The sequence below is a fragment of the Sorangium sp. So ce1335 genome (assembly GCF_051521615.1).
Classification (GTDB): Bacteria; Myxococcota_A; Polyangia; order Polyangiales; family Polyangiaceae; genus Sorangium.
On the sequence record NZ_CP150363.1, the window covers coordinates 11,516,783 to 11,534,683 of the forward strand.

A 17,901-nucleotide genomic window follows, 5' to 3' on the forward strand; every position below is an offset into this window, starting at 1 on the left:
GGGAGATGGGTGGCGCCCATCTCCCGGTGGAGGTGCGTTGTCATAGCTCGGCCTCATGGATCGCGCTTGGGTCGGCCAAGCGGATCCTGTGATCGCGAGCGCCGCCAGCGCCGCGATCACGACCCGGGCGATCGACGCTCGGGGTCGGCCAAGCGGATCCTGCCACCCGCTCGACATGCTCATGTCTTGCTCTCCTTCGATGCCTCCGCCGCCCGGCGTCGCCGGCCCGGGGGAGGGTTGCGGTACGAGTCGCCCTCGAGGACGAGGACGTGGGCGTCGTGGAGCAGCCGGTCCATGGCGGCGCTGGCGAGCAGCGGATCGCCGAACAGGCCGCCGAACTCCTCCACGGCGCGATTGGACGTCAGGATCATCGCCCCGCGCTGGTAACGCAGCCGGATGACCTCGTAGACATCGGCCGCCTCTTCCACGGTCAGCGAGCGGAGGCCGAGGTCGTCGACGACGAGCAGGTCGACGCCGACGAGCCTCGCCAGCCGACGATCGTAGCTGCCGTCGGCGCGGCCGGCGCGCAGCTGCTTGAGCATGTCGCCGGCGCCCACGTACAGCACCTGGTAGCCAGCGCGACAGGCGCGGTGACCGAGCGCCTGAGCGATGTGCGACTTGCCGACCCCCGCCTGGCCGACCAGCAGCACGTTCTGCCGGCGCTCGACGAAGGAGCAGGTCGCCAGGTCGATCACCTTCGCCTTCGGCACCCTCGGGTTGAACTGGAAGTCGAAGTCCTCCAGCGTCTTGAGGCTGTCGAAGCCCGCTCGGCGGACGCGCTGATCGAACTGCCGCCCGTCACGGCGATCCACCTCGTCGGACAGCAGCCGCACGAGGAACTCCTCGTGCGAGAGCTGCTCGTCGACGGCCTGCCGCACGCGCACCTCCAGCGACTGCAGCACGCCTGACAGGCGCAGCTTCTTGAGCACCGGCACCAGCTCGTCAGTGAGGCCCATGGTCCCCTCCTGTCGACGACAGCCGCGACGCCGCCAGCAGCCGGAGGTCGCGCGCGAACCGCGGAGGCGCATCCGACCACGCCGCCGGCGCAGCGCTCTGTGGGCTCGGCTCGAAGTCGAGCCCGCGCCGGAGGATGTCGCGAACGCCCTGGTAGCTGAGGTTGCCGTAATGGCTCGCGCGGCGACACGCGGCCTGCGCGCGCTCCTGGGGGAACTTCTCCAGGTGCGTGACGATCGCCTGCACCTTGCGCAGCTGCGAGAGCACGTCGTCGGCGTCGAACACCTCGCGGACGAACCTGCCCACGTCCTTGCCCATCTGGTCGGCGCGCTGCTCCCAGTAGGCGCGGCTCCGGTGCCGCAGCGCCGCGCGCTCCTCGGGCAGGTGCCGCTCGAGCGTGCTGCGCAGGCCGGCGCCGCGCCGATCGTGCCGTGCCACGGCCTCGTCGTCGGCATACACCACCACGCTCGACGGCGTCGCGCGCAGCCACACCTCGCGCTCCACCAGCCGCCAGGGCACCGAGTACAGCCTTCCTCCGAGCTCGACGTGGCAGTCGCGATGCACCCGCGCCCGCTTCCAGGTCACGAGCTCGTACGGGCGCAGCGGCAGCGGCTGAAGCCGGCTCTTCTCCTCGGCCTCGAACACCTCAAGCGGCTTCCGCTTCGTGGTGCCGTGCTGCCGAGTGCCCGCGATCTCGACGATCCATCGACCGAGCGCCGCGCGCACCTCGTCCACGTCCTGCCCCTCGCGACCCGCCAGAGCGTTGCGCTTGACGTACTTCACGCTCGCCTCGACCTTGCCCTTCTTCTGCGGCGCTCGCGGCGGCGTCGGGTCCACGGTGAAGCCGTAGTGCCTCGCGAGCTCGCGGTAGCTGCGGCTCAGCGCCGAGTCCTCGTCCACGCCGAAGGCGGCCCGCACCACGGCCGCCTTGAGGTTGTCCGGTACCATCGTCGACGGCACCCCACCGAAGGCGCGGAACGCTTCCTCGTGCAGCCGCAGCCACGTCTCGGTCTTCTGGTCGAACACGATCTGTGCGAACAGATGCCGGCTGTAGCCAAGCACCATCACGAACACCCACGCCCTGCGCAGGCTCTTGGTCTCAGGATCCCACAGCCGCCCCGCGTACCCGAAGTCGACCTGCGCGACGTGCCCGGGATCGGTCTCCACGACGATGGCGACGTCCTGCGGCCTGATCCCTTGCTCCCTCTGGAGCGTCGCGACCATGCGCTTGACCGCGGAGCGGCTGCCGCTGAAGTCGCGCTCTTCGAGCCGCAGCCGGTCGTAGATCGCTGCCGGCTTGAGCCCTTCCTCGACGCGCGCCGCGATGTACGCTCGCCATCGCTCCACGCTCGACTGCTGCTGCGGCGCCACCTTCGGTGGCACGTGCTGTCTTACCGCTTCCTTCAGCACCTCGAGCGCGGGGATCTGCTCCGCGCTGCCATCGAGCAGGCCAGCCTGCGACAGCGCCGTGCGATACCGCCTCTCGGTGTTGGGTCCCATCCCCAGCAGCCGCGCGACTTCCCGGCAGTCCTCGCCCCTGCGGTGCAGGCGCACGAGCTCCTGCAGCCTGTGCATCTCCGTCCTCCTCGCGCTCATCCCGGCCTCCTCGAAGCCGGGAGCCATGCCCGGCCCTATCAGGCTCGGGTGTACATGCCTCACCGCTGTCTGACGCCCGAGATCCGGCGCTTCCGCCGTCTCGGCCGTGATCCACTTGGCCGACCCGGCCGCGATCCACTTGGCCGACCCGGCCGCGATCCGCTTCGCCGACCCGGCTGCGATCCGCTTCGCCGATCCCGCTCCTACGGTCGCCGTCTCCGACGGCGCGTACGACGCATTCCGGAAGCTCGACCCAATTTCTCTCTCTCCGAACGCCCTCCCTGCCGTCAGGCGCCTACCTGTCGTGATCCACTTGGCCGACCCGGCTGCGATCCACTTGGCCGACCCGAGGCCGATCCGTTTCGCCATCCCGGTCGCGATCCAATAGGCCGGTCCCTGACAGGTGCGTCCAAGAAAAGATGGGTGGCACCCATCTCCGCGATGGACGTGCGTCCAAGAAAAGATGGGAGGCGCCCATCTCCCGGTGGAGGTGCGTCCAAGAAAAGATGGGCGGCACCCATCTCCGCGGTGGAGAAGCCACCCTCCCGGCCAGCGAGCCCCGGCCCAGCTCGTCTCGCCAGCTCGGCAGCGCGCGCCGAGGTGGCTGTCGAGCGGCATCGAGAGCTCCTGGTGCACGAGCGGTGCGAGCCTCACGCGAGGCGAGTCGCTCGCCAGGGCACCGGTAGGCCGCCCGCGAGTCGTGAGGCGCGTTGTCGACCTTGCCGAAGCTCGCGCCGAAGCCCTTGATACCTCTCGCTGCTACGAGGAGCAGCGGTCCGGGCTCGGCGCCGCCTTGAATGACCGCCATGGGTCACAGGCATCTCCGCGCCCTGACTCCAACCCCGCGAGCCTCGACCAGCCCTTCTTCCACCGACGACCAACGTTCGATCCGAGCCGGACTTCCGGTCGAGGGCCGAGCAGCCGAGCGCCGGGGCGGGGCAGACACCGTGGGGCGCGCTGCGGCGCAAGGGCTCGCGCTCGGCCAAGGGACGGGAGCCCTGCATTGCGCGAAAGCCGTCACGGTTCTATGGACGAGCCCGCGCCAGCCGCTGAGTGCGCCAGGGCCTTACACCTGATCGGCTCGCGCGAGCCAGCGGCACGCGAGACGCTCGCCCTTCGCGCCGGGGCGATGGAACGGAGCCTCTTCCCATGGCTGGACGCCCGGGTAATCTCGGACGCTCGGGAGGTGGGCCACGAACAAGAGCAGCGCATCGAGCCCGCGCGCGCGGGCGACGACCTCGAAGACCACGGCATCCAGGAAGAGCAGCGCCGAGACGCCAAAGAAGGCTGCCGCGCCCCGGAAGGCCGCCGGGACCAACGAGAAGGCTCCCGCGAAGCAGAAGGCTGCGCCGCGCAAGAAGGAGCCGCCGCCCTCGCCGGTGCCGAGGCTCCTCGGCGTCCTCGAGTCGCAGAAGCAGCTCGGCGGCGCGTCGTATCCGCCGACGCTCGAGCGGCTCGCGGAGCTGACCGGGGAAACGCTCGCGGTGACGAGCAAGGCACTGAATCTCAAGGAGGCGAAGGCGTGCGTGCTGCTCTCCCGCGCCGCGGGAGGCAAGAAGAAGCCAGCGCCAGGCACCGTGCTCGTGCTGCTCAAGGACGACCTGGAGGCCGTCGCGCAGTCCGATCGGCTCCTGGAGGTGCAGCTCCAGTCGGCGCGTAAGCCCGACGCTCCGGCGGTCGATCTGGCGCAGCTCCCCAGGGCCCTCGTGCCCGCCCTGGGCCGCGTGTTCAAGGCGGCGCTCGAGCAGCGCATCGCCGAGCGCCGACTTCCCCGGACCATCGGCGTCGTGAGCGGCAAGAAGCCGCTGTTCTTCTTCCTCGCCGATGCGGTCCTCCCGGCCGCCCTCACGCCGGCGCTCCCCGCTGCAACCGCCACCGCGCCCACGACCGACGCCGCTCCCCGCCCCACGGCGCCCAACGGCGCCCGCCCCGCGGCCCTCGACGCCCCCGCCGCGCCAGCCCCCGCCGCCCCGTCCAACGGCGCCCCCGTTGCCAGCGCCCCCGCCGCCGCTGGCGCGAGCACCCCCGCCGCCGTGAGCACCCCCGCCGCCCCGGCCGCCGCCAGCGCGCCCGCCCCCTTCGCCGCCCGCTTCGACGCCGCCTTCTCCGCCCTCGACCGCGCCTCCGGCGGCCTCAACTACGTCACCCTCCGCGACCTCCGCGCGGCCCTCCCCGACGTCCCGCGCGCCGTCTTCGACGCCGAGCTCGCCGCCCTCCGGCGCCAGCGCCGCTACTCGCTCGACCCCTCCGACGGCCGCCATCACCAGATGGCCGACGCCGAGCGCGAGGCCGGCATCCTCGAGGCCGGCAACCTGCTCGTCTACGTGGCGCGGAGGCACGACGCATGATCAGCGAGCGCACGAGCACCGAAGAGCCCACCTTCGAGCGCTTCCTCCAGGCGGTCCGCGGCACCAACCCGTTCCGCAGCCACCGCATCACCGACGTCGGCGGCGGCGAGGCCACGGTCGAGTCGATCCACAAGAGCGCCTTCACCAAGCTCACGCGCGTCGTGCAGGACGCCGCGAAGGAGCCGATCAGCATCGGCGCGCTGCTCATCGGCGCGCCCGGCGTCGGCAAGAGCCACCTGCTCGCGCGGCTGTTCCAGTGGGCCGGGGAAGACAAGGCCACCGTCGTCTACCTGCACAACATCCTCGCCTCGCCCGAGCGGATGCTCCGGTACGTGCTCCACGCGACCGTCAGCGACCTCGCGGGGCACCGCGGGAGCGAAACCACGCAGTCGCGCCTCTACACCATCCTCAACCGAGCCCTCATCAGGTCGGGCGCGTTCAAGAACCGCAAGACCATGATGGGGCCCAGAGAGATCGAGGCGCGCAAGGAGGCGCTGGCCCGGCTCGGCGCCAGGATCGACCCGCACAACGCCGTCATCCCCGTGCTCAACGCGTTCCTCACCGGGACGTCGCACGGGAGCCTCGGCGACGCCGCCGCCGAGAAGCGCGCCCACGCGGCCGTGCTCTGGCTCTCCGGCGAGACGCTCGGGCCCGACGAGGCGCGCCTCCTCGACAACGCGCGCCTGCTCGACCAGGCCGCCGGAACCGCAGACGACGGCCTCGCCCTGCCGGACGACGCCGCGGTGGAGCGCGTCCTCCACGTCCTCGCGCACCTGTGCGCCCTCGCCGAGCTCCCGCTCGTGCTCTGCCTCGACCAGGTCGACAACCTCGATCAGGACGCCGTGCGCGCCCTCATGTCGTACGCGCACGCGCTGCTCGACCGGGCCAAACACCTCGTCGTCATCGTCTCCGGCGTGAAGCAATCCATGCTCTCCCTGCGCACCGGCGAGGTGATCCCGGCCGCCGCGTGGGACCGGATCGCCGAGCGGATCCTCGAGCTTCACATGATCTCGCCGGAGGAGGCCCGCGCCATCCTCGAGGGGCGCCTCGACGCGGCGCTCTCCGGCTTCGAGGAGAAGGAGATCGAGGAGGTCATCGCCGCGCGCAAGCGCGATCGGCTGTTCCCGCTCGGCAGCGCGTGGCTCGAGCAGCGCCTCGACGGCGTGGAGGAGCTCCGGCCGCGCGACGCGATCCTCTGGGCGCGCGACCGCTGGGAGGCGCAGCAGGATCGGCTCGCCGCCGTCGGCGGCAAGCGCTGGCTCAAGGAATGGCCCGGCGCCGGCCCGGACGGCGGCCGAGCGCCGGCCCCCGCGCAGAAGCTCGAGGACGTCATCGACGCCGAGGTGAAGAAGAAGCTCGAGGAAGGCAAGATGCGCCGCCGGCTGCAGCAGGCGTCGCTGCCGCCCGACGAGGACAACCTCGCGAGCCTGACGCACCACCTGCTCGCGAAGTGCGCCGGCCAGAACGGCGCGACGCTCCTCGGCATCGAGCACCTCACCGCGAAGAAGCGGGGCAAGGCGCCGGCGTATCACCTCCTGGCCAGAGAAAAGCGCGCGGACGGCGTGGTCGTGACGACGGGCGTGTCGTTCGTCTGCGCGCCGAGCGGGCACGGCGCGCGGATGCCGCTCCAGCGCATGGCGGACGACACGAAGACGACCGACAAGCGCATCCTCGTCACCGACGAGGAGCGCCGGCCGCTCAGGCTCGGCGGCGCCGGAAAGGCCGCCTATGACGCGCTCTGCAAGCTGGGGCGCCAGCGCTTCCTCCACCTCCACCTCGACTTCGCCGGGCACGCGGAGCTCGACGCGCTCGTGGGGCTCCTCGGCGCCGCGAGGAGCCAGGACCTCGAGATCGAGCACCCGCGCGGGCAGTACCGCAAGGTGACCGAGGCCGAGGTGCTGGCGTCCTTCCAGCGCCAGAGCCTGCTGCTCGCGCACCCGCTCCTGCGCGAGCTGCTCACCGAGGAGATCGTGAAGGGCGGCACGGACTCGGTGGCGCCCCCGGCGTGGAATGCGCAAGAGACGCGGGAGCACATCATGGCCGAGCTGTCGTGGCGCCTCGGCCTGATGGCCAGGGAGCTCGCGCAGATCTTCGCGACCCGCAAGAAGCTCCAGGACAGGCGATTCCCCGAGGCCTGGGCGCACATCAAGAAGACCGCGCAGGCGCTCCACGATGAGGGCCACGTCCACGCGACGGCGACCGACGACGACCTGTTCGTCCAGCTCCGGGGCAAGCGGTGAGGCTCGTCCACGTCAACGTGACCCAGCTCCGCGTCGCGGCGACGTGCCCGAGGCTTCACTGGTTCGACACGCGCGCCACGGCCGCGCGGCACGACGGGCGGAAGGTCGTGAGCCGCATCTGGCGAAAGGGCGGGGAGACGCCCGGCTGCGGCGCGCTGTTCCACACCGCGGTGGAGCGCTTCAACGCCGCCGCGCGCAGCTCGGACGAGGTGCTCGCCGCGCTCGAGGGCGCCCGCGACGCCGAGGGGCTCCAGCAGGCGCTGATGCGCTGGTTCAACGGCGCGTGCCTCGATCTCGACGCGCTCGCGGCGCGCCCGGTGCCGCTGCGGCTGGGCTTCATCGCCGCGGTCCAGGTCTACATGGAAGAGCTCGCGCGCCTCGCGGTGCACGCGAGGGCGGCCGGGCTGCCGGCGGCGGAGCTCAGGAGCCAGCTCTTCGGGGACGCGCGCAAGCGGGTCGACGTGACGTTCCACGTGGGGGAGGACGTCCACGTCCACGTGACCGGGACGATCGACTACGTGTACTTCGATCCGCGGCTCGGGAAGCACCGCATCGTGGACTACAAGCTCACGCCGGCGAGCTCGCCCAACAGCGATCTGTTCCAGGTCTTCACGTACGCGCTGATGCACCACCACCAGCACGGCACGAGGCCGGACGTGGCGGTGTTCTACCTGCACCCGACGCGCAGCGTGCGGGAGGCGCGCTGGGAAGAGGTCGAGGCCCAGCGCGGCAAGGTCCACGAGCTCATCGCCAGCATGGTGGCCTGGTCCGACAACGCGCTGGGCGCCGGGGGGCTGCCGCCGCCGGGCGACCGCACGTACTGCGGCGGCTGCAAGCACGAGCGCTCCGGGGCCTGCGTCGCGGAGCTCGGGCACAAGGACAAGGGCGCGTGGGATCGGCGCTGGAAGGCGCTCGAGACGACCCGCGGCGACGGGCTGGAGGAGCGCGCGCCGGCCGCGGCGGGCGCGCGGGCGGCGGACGCGACGGCCGCTGGCGAGCCGGTGGCGGACGAGCCGCTGGTGGAGGATGACCCGGAGATCGAGGAGGCGCTGGCGGTCGTGAAGCCGGCCGGCGAGCGCCCCAGGCCGGCGCCGGCGCCGGATCGAGGGGCCAAGGCGCCGGCGGACGCCGGGCGCTCGAAGCCGGTCGTGGCGCCGCCGAGCGGTGCGCCCTCGAAGCCGGCGGACAGGCCGTCGAGCCGTGGGGCCAAGGCGCCGCCGGGCGCGGGGCGCTCGAAGCCGGAAGAGGCGCCGCCGGGCGATGAGCGCGCGACACCCGCGCCGCGTGACACGGGCGCAAGGCCGCCTGCATCCCCGACCGCGATCGCCGCCGGCATGCTCCTCGGCTTCGACGACGGCGGCGTGCCCGTCTGCATGGATCCCGCCGTGCTGCGGACGCACGTCTCCGTCGTCGGCGCGGCGGGGAGCGGCAAGACCTGGATGGCCAAGGTCATCGCCGAGGAGGCGCTGCGCGCCGGCGTCCCCGTCCTCGCGATCGACCCCCAGGGCGACCTCGTCCAGATGATGGAGGCGCGCCCGCGCGCCGACGTGCCGCCGGCGCTGCTCCGCGCCTGGGAGGAGCTCCAGGAGCGCGTGGAGCCGCGCATCCTCACGCCCGGGTCGTCGCACGGGCTCCGGCTCTGCCTCGACCCGCTCCGGCTCCCGAGCGCGAGCGAGCTCTCGCACATCGCGAACCCCGCGCTGCGCGCCGAGGAGGAAGAGGGCTTGCTCGTGGCCGTGGCGGCCAACCTGGTCAGCCTGTGCGCGTGCGGCGGCGAGGAGGAGTCGCAGCGCACGTTCCTTTATCAGGTGCTGCGGCACCTGCCGCGCGCGGCGCCGGTCCGGCTCAGGGACATCGTGGCGGCGGTCAGCGCCCCGGAGGACCTCGGGATCGACGAGGCGGACACCCTGATCCGCAAATCCGAGCGCGAGCGGCTCGCGCGCCGGCTCAACACGTTCGTGCAGGGCCCCTCCGCGCGGCTGTTCACGGGGGGGACGCGCCTCGACTTCACCGAGCTGCTCCGGCCTTCGAGGCCCGGGCGCGTCCCGCTCAACATCGTTTACCTGAACGCGCTCAGCAACGACGACGAGAAGCACTTCTTCCTCGCGGCCCTCGCGACGGAGCTCTACCGCTGGATGATCACGACCGTCGACGCGAGCTCCGGCGGGGTGAACCTGCTCTTCTACATCGACGAGGCGCGCGACTGGATCCCGGCCGGCGGCGGCAAGCCGCCCGCGAAGCAGCCGCTCATCCGGCTGTTCACCCAGGGCAGGAAGTACGGCGTGGGCTGCCTGCTCTGCACGCAGAGCCCCCGCTCTGTGGACTACAACGTCTTCGGCAACACGAGCACGAAGCTCATCGGGCGCCTCGAGGCGGCCCAGGACGTGGACCGCGTGATCGACTGGTTCACGAACGAGGGCGGCGCCCCCTCGTGGGTGACCGCGCGGAAGGGCGCAGAGAAGGGGAGCTTCGTTGCGCGCTGGCCCGACATGCCCGCGGCGCTCTCGGGGCGGGCGTTCAAGGGGCGGACGCTGTTCACGCGGCACGCCGGCGCGTGGTCGCCCGACCGGGTGGAGCGGGCGGTCACCGAGGCGGGGCTCCGCGGGGCCGGCGCGGGCGGCGCGGGCGACGCAGGGGGCGGGGGCGGGTGAGGCGCCGTGCGGAAGCGCCGGGGCGCGGGGCGGGGCGAGGGCGCGGGACGAAGCGAGGGCAGGGCGAAGCTGACGTGTTCTCACAAGCGAGGATCTCCCGATGATCGAGGTGCTGGCGCCACGGCCGTTCGACGGATTGGCAGGACCGAAGCTGTTCCTGGCCGGAACCATCGATAACGGCCAGGCCGAGCCCTGGCAGGCGAGCGTCGCGCAGGAGCTCGCCGATCTCGACGTGGTGATCCTCAATCCGCGGCGCGAGCGCTGGGAGCCGGGCTGGGCGCAGCGCCTCGACAACCCGAGCTTCGTGGAGCAGGTCGAGTGGGAGCTCCGCGGGCTCGAGGAGGCCGACGTCATCCTGATGTACTTCGCGCCGGGCTCGCGGTCGCCGATCAGCCTGCTGGAGCTCGGCCTGTTCGGGCGGTCCGGGAAGATGCATGTCGTCTGTCCAGAGGGGTTCTGGCGGAAAGGCAACGTGGATGTCGTGTGTGAGCGCTACGCGATCCCGCGCCACGCCACCTTGCCCGCAGGGCTGAGCGCCGTGCGCGGCGCGCTCCTGCGGTGGAGGGATACGGCCTGACCTGCCGAGCGCGGCGTCGCGCTCCCCGTTGCCCTCGCCGCCCCTTCGGCCCGCCCGGTCGCCCGATCACGGCGCAGATCCATCTCGGACGAGCTCCGCTGTCCTCCTACAGCGGTACCATGACGGCATGCACAGGACGGATTCGCCGCAAGTCCTTGCCGGCCGGTTCGAGCTCGAGCGGATCGCCGGCAGCGGCGGCATGGGCGACGTCTACCGCGCGCGCGATCGGCAGGACGGAGCGCTTGTCGCGCTCAAGCTCCTGAGGAGCTCGGAGGCGCAGCTCGTCGCGCGGTTCGACCGGGAGGCGCGGCTGCTCGCCGAGCTGCGGCACCCGGCGATCGCGCGCCACGTGGCGCACGGCGTGGCGGAGCAGGGACAGCGCTACCTCGCCATGGAGTGGCTCGAGGGCGAGGACCTCGCCGAGAGGCTCGCCCGCGGGCCGCTCGGCCTCGAGGACGGGCTCGCCCTCGTCCACCGCGTGGCCGAGGCGCTGTCGCTCGTGCACGCGCGCGGCGTGATCCACCGCGATCTCAAGCCGGCAAACCTGTTCTTGCCGGGCGGCCGGCTCGATCAGGTCAAGCTCCTCGACTTCGGGATCGCGCGCGACGTGACCGCGACCGGCGGGCTGACCGAGCCGGGCGTGGCCCTCGGCACCCCGTCCTACATGGCGCCGGAACAGGTCCGCGGGGAGCTCGACATCGACGCGCGCGCGGATGTGTACGCGCTCGGCTGCATCCTCTTCGAGTGCCTCACTGGCCAGCCCGCCTTCTGGGCCGAGCACCCGCTTGCCGTGCTCGTCAAGGTGCTGTTCGAGGACGCGCCGCGGCCGGGCGCGCTGCGGCCCGGGCTGCCCGAGAACATCGACCTGCTCACGGCGCGGCTCATGGCGAAGGACCGCGAAGGCCGGCCGGACGACGCCGCCGCAGCCGCCCGCCTGCTCGCGGCACGCTCGCCGGAGGACGCGGCCGCGGCGCTGCCCGCGCCCGCGCTGACGCGCCGCGAGCGAGGACTCGTCAGCGTGGTCCTGGCCCGGGCGGAGCCGGCGTTCCTGGCCGCCGCGGGCCCTGCGCCGCGCACCGGGGCAACCACCCGCGACGCGCGCGGGAAGGCCGCCGTGTCGACAGGGCTGGCGCTGCTCCTGCCGGACCTGCGCGGCGCGGCGGCCGAGCACGGCGGCCGCCTCGAGCCGCTGCAGGACGACGCCGTCGCCGTGATGCTCGCGGGCGCCGATACCCCCACCGACCTGGCTGCGCGCGCCGTGCGCTGCGGCCTCGCGCTGCGGAGGATCTTGCCCGGCGCCCGCATGGCCGTCGCGACCGGCTGGGATGCGCTGGACGGCGGCCAGCCCGTCGGTCCCGTCATCGACCGCGCCTCCGCGCTGCTCGAAGGCGACGCCGCCGAGCCCCCCGGCGATGGCGGCAGCGCGCCGGAGACGCAGGCCCCGGTGCTCGTGGATGCGATCACCGTCAGCCTCCTCGGGCCCCGGTTCGAGATGACGTCTGGGGCTCGCGCCCCCGCGGTCGTGGGCGAGCGCGAGCCCTTCGACGAGGCGCGCACGCTGCTCGGCAAGCCCACCCCGTTCGTCGGGCGCGACAGGGAGCTGCGCGCCCTGGAGGACCTGTTCGACGCGTGCGTCGGCGAGCCCTGCGCGCGGGCGGGGCTCGTGATCGCGGCGGCGGGGATGGGCAAGTCACGGCTGCGCCTGGAGCTCGTTCGGCGGCTCAGGGCGCGCGCCGAGGCGCCCGAGATCTGGATCGCGCAAGCGGACCCGGCGCGCGCGGGGGCGCCCCTCGAGCTGCTCGGGCAGGTGGTGCGCCGCGCGGCGCGCCTCGTCGACGGCGAGCCCGTCGAGCGCCGCCGGGAGCAGCTCGCCGCCCGCGTGGCGCGGCACGTCGACGCGGCCCACCGGGAGCGGGTGGCCGAGTTCCTCGGGGAGATGGTGGGCACGCCGTTCCCGGACGAGGCGCGGGTGCAGCTGCGCGCGGCGCGGCGCGATCCGCGGCTCATGGGCGACCAGATCCGCCGCGCATGGGTGGACTTCGTCGACGCCGAGTGCCGGGCGCGGCCGGTGCTCGTCGTGCTGGAGAACCTGCACTGGGGGGACCTCCCGACCGTGCAGTGCATCGACGCGGCGCTGCGCTTGCTCGCGGAGCGGCCGCTGATGGTGCTCGCGCTGGCGCGACCTGAGGTGCGGGCGACCTTCCCCGCGCTCTGGGCCGAACGGGGCACGATGGAGCTCGGGCTCGGCGAGCTGCCCCGCCGCGCCTGCGAGCGGCTGGTGCGGGCGGCGCTGGGCGAGCGCCCCGACGAAGGTCATGTCGAGGAGATCGTCCGGCGCGCCGCGGGCAATCCGTTCTTCGTGGAGGAGCTCGTGCGCGCGACGGTCGAGGGCCGCGACACGCGCGAGGCGCCGGAGACGGTCCTGGCCATGGTGCAGGCGCGGTTCAAGCACCTCGACGCCGAGGAGCGGCGGCTGCTGCGCGCCGGCAGCGTGCTCGGAGAGGTGTTCTGGCAGGGCGCGGCGGCGCGGCTCTTGGGTCTCGGACAGGAGGGAGGCGCGGCGCTCGACGCGCGGCTCGCGGCGCTGGAGCGGCACGAGTGGATCGTGCGGCGGCTCGAGCCGCGGTTCGCCCGCGAGGTGGAGTTCGCCTTCCGGCACGGGCTCGTGCGCGAGGCGGCCTACAGCATGCTGACCGAGGTCGATCGACGGCTCGGTCACCGGCTCGCTGGCGCTTGGCTGGAGGAGGCCGGCGAGCGCGACGCGCTGGTGCTGGCGGAGCACTTCGAGCACGGAGAGGCCCTCGGGGCGGCCGCCCGCTTCTACGAGCGCGCGGCAGAGCAGGCGCTGGAGGCGAGCGACCTCGACGGCGCGCTCGCGCGGGTGGAACGAGCGCTCGCCTGCGCGCCGGGCGACGAGGCTGCCGGACGACTCCACGCGCTCGCGGCGACCGTGCACAACTGGCGGGGCGCGCCCGGCGACGCCGAGCGCGCAGCGAAGAGCGCCATGGCCCTGGCGCCCGCCGGCAGCAGAGCTGCCCACACCGCGCTGGCGATGCTCGCCTGGGCGAGCGGGGCGCTCGGGAACGCGGAGCAGCTCGAGGTGGTGGCGTCAGCGCTGCGGCTCGACCGGAAAGATGAGGCGCCCGACAGGGGTATTCTTCTCGCCTGGTACAGCACCACGACGTGGCTGCGGGAGCTCGGGCGCCGCGCCGCGGCCGAAGCCCTTGAGCAGGTGATGAATGGGGCGCAGCCAGAGCACCTGGAACCTGGCCTGGCTGGGCACATTTACATGACGAGGTGCGTTGCCGCGTGCTACCCGCCTCGCCGACTCGAGCTCGCCCTTCGCCTCGCCGAGGCTGCATTCCAGGCGTATGAGCGCGATGGCGCTCTACGGGATGCATGTCTGACGCGCGTGAATGTCGGCGTGCTGCAACTTCGGCTCGGCGCTCACGAAGCAGCAGAGTCGACGCTCCACGAGGCGAGGCGCGTCGCGGTCAGGCTCGACCTGACCTATGTGGCCAATACAGCCAGCATCAACCTGATGCGCACCAGCCTGGCGCGAGGGCAGAGCGCCGAGGCCAGCACGGCAGCGGCCATGGTCGTCGAGACGCGAGCATTCTCCGACCGCTACCAGATGGGGGAGGTCCAGCTCCTGCTCGCACAAGCTCTGCTCGAGCTCGGAGAGCTCCCCCGGGCGCACGCGCAGGCAACCACCGCGCTCGGCGAGGTGCAGGCGTACCCCGCGCGGCAGCCGATCGCGCAGGCGACGCTCGCGCGCATCCTGCTCCGAAAAGGGCGCGCCGTCGAGGCGCTCGCAGCGGCGCGCGCGGCGTTCGAGAGCGTGGAGCGCCTCGGAGGTCTCGACGAGGATGACGCGCTCGTGCGCCTCACCTGGGCCGAGGCGCTCCACGCCTGCGGCGAGGGCGACGCCGCCCGGGCAGCGCTGGCCGCCGCGCGGGAGATCCTGCGCGCCGAGGCGGACACCATCGAGTCCCCCGCGCTGCGCCGGAGCTTCCTCGAAGCCGTGCCGGAGCATGCCCGCATCCTCGCGCTCGCGGAGGCGTGGGGCGCGGCGGACACGTGACCCCTCGGCTGGGGGCGTTGCTCCATGACGGAGGCGCCGCGGAGCGGACCCGGAGCTGAATCCGCGGGCCGCACGCGCGGGACGTCTGCCGCCGCGAAAGCCACCCCGACGGAGCTGCCCGTCAGGGAGGTCGACGACGTCGGCGCACCAGAGGCCGCCTCATTCACGCCGGCAGGTGGCGGGCCCTTGCCGCAGAAGCGGCCGCTGAGCGGGCGAAAAACGCCCCCACGCCGTTGACTTTGCAACCATCGCGTGAGATGAAAGCGAAAATCAATTGCGATTTCGGGCGTCCGGGGCACCGCTGCCAGCCGGAACGGTCGAGCCTTCGTCCATGCCAGGCGATCCACAGCAAGGCCGCGAGCGACTCTAGCCACGAGCAGTCCATGGATTCAGGCGGTTGGCAGCCGAGCAGCAACATGTTCATCGCCGTGCTGCTGGTGCTGCTGGTGCCGGGTGAGGCGCTGGGCCAGGCGGAACCGGGTGCGCCTCCTCAGCCTGTTCCAGAAGCGCCGCCGTCACCCGACGAAGCGCGGCCGCCCGAGCTCCTGGAGCAGGCCGAAGCGACGTATCCCGAGCAGGCCAGGGCGGCACGAATCCAGGCCTCCGTCGTGCTGCGGCTCCTCGTCGACGCAGCCGGCAACGTCACGGAGGCAGAGGTGACCGAGCCGGCTGGACACGGCTTCGACGAGGCCGCACGCGAAGCCGCCCTTCGTTTCCGCTTCCGGCCTGCCGAGCGCCAGGGCCAGCCCGTCGCTGCCCGCATCCTGTTTCGATACGACTTCGAGCTGCCGCCCGAGGAGCCGCCGCCACCCGCACCCGGCGCGGTCCGCGGTACGATCACGGCCGGCGGCGCGGCGGTCGGCGCGGCGGAGATCACGCTCACCGGTCCCGAGGGGCTGGTCGCCCCGCCCGAGGCGCTCGTCCATCGGACCACCAGCGGCGCCGGCGGTGCGTTCCGCCTGGAGGGACTGGCGCCGGGGACGTACGCGGCTCAGGTCGCCCAGAACGGCCGCGAGGCCACGGCGCGCATCGAGGTTCTCCCGGCCAGCGAGGTCTCGGTCCAGCTCGAGCTTCCTCCACCCGTCCCAGAGGCGCAGCCGATCGAGGTGCTCGTCACCGGCGGCCGCACGGAAGCAGAGCAGCTCCAGCAATCTGCAGAGGCCGTGAACGTCATCGACACGCGGAAGGCGAAAGAGCAGACCGCCGACCTCGGTGAGGTGCTCGCGCGCACGCAGGGCGTCGCGGTGCGGCGCAACGGCGGGCTCGGATCGACCACGCGCTTCTCGCTGAACGGCCTCTACGACGACCAGATCCGCTTCTTCCTGGACGGCGTGCCGCTCGACCTCGCGGGCTATCCCTTCGGCATCGAGAACGTGCCGGTCAACCTGGTCGACCGGGTCGACGTGTATCGCGGCGTGGTCCCGATCCGGCTGGGCGCCGATGCGCTCGGAGGCGCGGTGAACCTGGTCACTGACCAGCGCTACGAGACGCGCGCGGCCGCGAGCTATCAGGTCGGCTCCTTCGGCACGGTCCGGGTGACCGCCGACGGCCGCTATCACCACGAGCCGACGGGCCTCGTCCTCGGCGCTGCGGGCTTCTTCGACATCACGAGCAACAACTACCGGGTCGACGTCGAGGTGAACGACGACGCCGGGCGCCTCCATCCCGCCACGGTCCCGCGCTTTCACGACGGCTACCGTGCCTACGGCGGGACCTTCGACGCCGGCGTCGTGGGCCGCCCGTGGGCGCGTCGCTTGCTGCTGAGCGGCTTCTACTCCACGTACGACAAGGAGCTGCAGCACGACACGGTGATGACGGTACCCTACGGCGAAGTCACGTACGGCGAGACCGTCTACGGCGCGACTGCCCGCTACGAGGTCGAGCTGCAACCCCAGATCGATCTCGAGCTGGTCGGCAGCTACGCGCACCGCATCGTCGACTTTGACGACCAGAGCAAGTGGGTCTACGACTGGTACGGCCAGCGCACCCACGAACGACCCAGGCGGGGCGAGATCGAGGCGGGCCGCCCGCACGATCAGACGGTCTGGAAAGACAGCGCCTTCGGTCGCGGGCTGGTGAAGTGGGCGCTCGCGCCCGAGCACACCCTGCGCGCGTCGCTCGCGCCGTCGTTCGCGACGCGGACCGGCGACGAGCGCATCCAGGCCGATCCCAGCGAGCGCGATGCGCTCACGGCCCAGCGTGACCTGTTCACGCTCGTGAGCGGCGTCGAGTACGAGCTCAACCTGTTCAAGGAGCGCCTCTCGAGCGTCGCCTTCGTCAAGGACTACTATTACAGCGCGAAGAGCGAAGAGCGACCGGCCGGCAGCGACGTCTATCGCAAGCGCGATACCGAGCGCCACGCGCTGGGCGCCGGCGGCGCGCTGCGCTTTCGCTTCACGCCCTGGCTCTACGCCAAGGCCTCCTACGAGTACGCGACGCGCCTGCCGCGTCCCGACGAGGTGTTCGGGAACGGCTTGCTCATCCGCGACAACCTCGAGCTCGAACCCGAGGTCAGCCACAACGCAAACCTCGGCCCCCGCGTCGAGCTCCGGCGCACGAGGTTCGGCGACTTCACGCTCGATATCAACGCGTTCCTGCGGGACAGCGATCGGCTGATCGTGCTGCTCGGCAACGAGCGCTCCTTCACCCACTACAACGTCTACAAGGCCCGCGGCATGGGCCTCGAGAGCGCGAGCAGCTGGGCCTCGCCCGGGCGCTACGTGAGGCTCGACGGCATGCTCACCTGGCAAGACGTGCGCAACGACTCGGACGAAGGCCCCTTCGCCGCCTGCAGGGGCGACCGCATCCCGAACCGTCCTTACCTGTTCGGGAGCTGGGGCGCGCGCCTTCGCTTCGCGGGCGTGCCGAGCTCACGGGACGTCATCGAGCCCTTCTATGGTGGCCGCTACGTGCACGAGTTCTTCCGTGGGTGGGAGTGCCATGGCAGCCCGCGGTACAAGCTGACCGTGGACTCCCAGGTGACGCAGAACGCCGGCGTCTCGTGGACCACGAGCCGCGACTTCGCGCGCGTGACCTCGACCTTCGAGGTCGACAACCTCGCCGACGCCAAGGTGTTCGACAACATCGGCGTGCAGCGGCCCGGGCGAGCCTTCTATGTGAAGGTGACGGGAGAGATACGATGACAACGGAGCGGGCTCGCACCCCGACCGCGCTCCGGATCGTCTCTCGAACCGGCGCCAGCCTGCTCGGGAGCTACGGCTTCGTCTGGGGGCTCGTGACCCTCGGGACGGTGCTGGGCGTTGCGGCAGGGATGCCCTTCGAAGAAGCGCAGACCCTCGTGGTTCTCGTCGCCTTCCCGGTCTTTCTGGCCTGCTTCTGCTGGGCGTTCACCGCTCGGAGCGTACTGCTCGTTTGGCTCGTCTTCGCGGCCGGTGCAGCCGCGATGTCCGTGCTCGGCTGGCTCACATCGCGCGCGATGATCTAGGCGAGG

Annotated in this window: 11 protein-coding genes; 8 read left to right on the forward strand and 3 right to left on the reverse strand. The window is 72.4% G+C overall.

The genetic code is table 11. The features are described 5' to 3' along the window. Positions 1-179: 179 nt before the first annotated feature. A complete protein-coding gene (gene istB / locus WMF24_RS43140) occupies positions 180-956 on the reverse strand; it encodes an IS21-like element helper ATPase IstB (protein WP_437731454.1) in 777 nt (258 codons plus the stop codon). Next, the gene (gene istA, locus WMF24_RS43145) at positions 943-2,550 is read right to left on the reverse strand and encodes an IS21 family transposase (RefSeq protein WP_437731453.1); all 1,608 of its coding nucleotides are present in this window, start codon (positions 2,548-2,550) and stop codon (positions 943-945) included. The genes istB and istA overlap by 14 nt, the downstream gene beginning before the upstream one ends. Before the next feature lie 106 nt (positions 2,551-2,656). Here istA and WMF24_RS43150 point away from each other — a divergent pair, with 106 nt between their 5' ends. Continuing rightward, positions 2,657-2,938, forward strand: a complete 282-nt coding sequence (locus WMF24_RS43150; protein ID WP_437731452.1) for a hypothetical protein — start codon at positions 2,657-2,659, stop codon at positions 2,936-2,938. Positions 2,939-3,616: 678 nt separating this feature from the next. Here WMF24_RS43150 and WMF24_RS43155 read toward each other — a convergent pair. Further along, positions 3,617-3,868 (reverse strand): hypothetical protein, encoded by a 252-nt coding sequence (locus tag WMF24_RS43155; RefSeq protein WP_437733303.1) that lies wholly within the window; start codon positions 3,866-3,868, stop codon positions 3,617-3,619. 61 nt (positions 3,869-3,929) lie between these two features. On the opposite strand from WMF24_RS43155, the gene WMF24_RS43160 reads away from it, so the two are divergent. The 7 genes from WMF24_RS43160 to WMF24_RS43190 all read left to right on the forward strand — a co-directional run bounded on the left by WMF24_RS43160 (position 3,930) and on the right by WMF24_RS43190 (position 17,895). Next, entirely contained in the window at positions 3,930-4,898 is a 969-nt protein-coding gene (locus tag WMF24_RS43160; RefSeq protein ID WP_437733304.1) for a hypothetical protein, read from the forward strand. Beyond that, positions 4,895-7,138 (forward strand): ATP-binding protein, encoded by a 2,244-nt coding sequence (locus WMF24_RS43165; protein ID WP_437733305.1) that lies wholly within the window; start codon positions 4,895-4,897, stop codon positions 7,136-7,138. Before WMF24_RS43160 ends, WMF24_RS43165 begins: the two co-directional genes overlap by 4 nt. Further along, entirely contained in the window at positions 7,135-9,789 is a 2,655-nt protein-coding gene (locus tag WMF24_RS43170; protein ID WP_437733306.1) for a helicase HerA-like domain-containing protein, read from the forward strand. Before WMF24_RS43165 ends, WMF24_RS43170 begins: the two co-directional genes overlap by 4 nt. A gap of 100 nt (positions 9,790-9,889) precedes the next feature. Beyond that, positions 9,890-10,366: a nucleoside 2-deoxyribosyltransferase domain-containing protein gene (locus WMF24_RS43175; RefSeq protein ID WP_437733307.1), complete on the forward strand. Its 477-nt coding sequence runs from the start codon at positions 9,890-9,892 to the stop codon at positions 10,364-10,366. 127 nt (positions 10,367-10,493) lie between these two features. Then, complete coding sequence (locus WMF24_RS43180) at positions 10,494-14,450, forward strand: protein kinase domain-containing protein (RefSeq protein WP_437733308.1); 3,957 nt, start codon at positions 10,494-10,496, stop codon at positions 14,448-14,450. A gap of 257 nt (positions 14,451-14,707) precedes the next feature. Next, entirely contained in the window at positions 14,708-17,593 is a 2,886-nt protein-coding gene (gene mxcH / locus WMF24_RS43185) for a TonB-dependent siderophore myxochelin receptor MxcH (protein WP_437733309.1), read from the forward strand. Beyond that, complete coding sequence (locus tag WMF24_RS43190; RefSeq protein ID WP_437733310.1) at positions 17,590-17,895, forward strand: iron uptake protein; 306 nt, start codon at positions 17,590-17,592, stop codon at positions 17,893-17,895. The genes mxcH and WMF24_RS43190 overlap by 4 nt, the downstream gene beginning before the upstream one ends. Positions 17,896-17,901 lie beyond the last annotated feature (6 nt).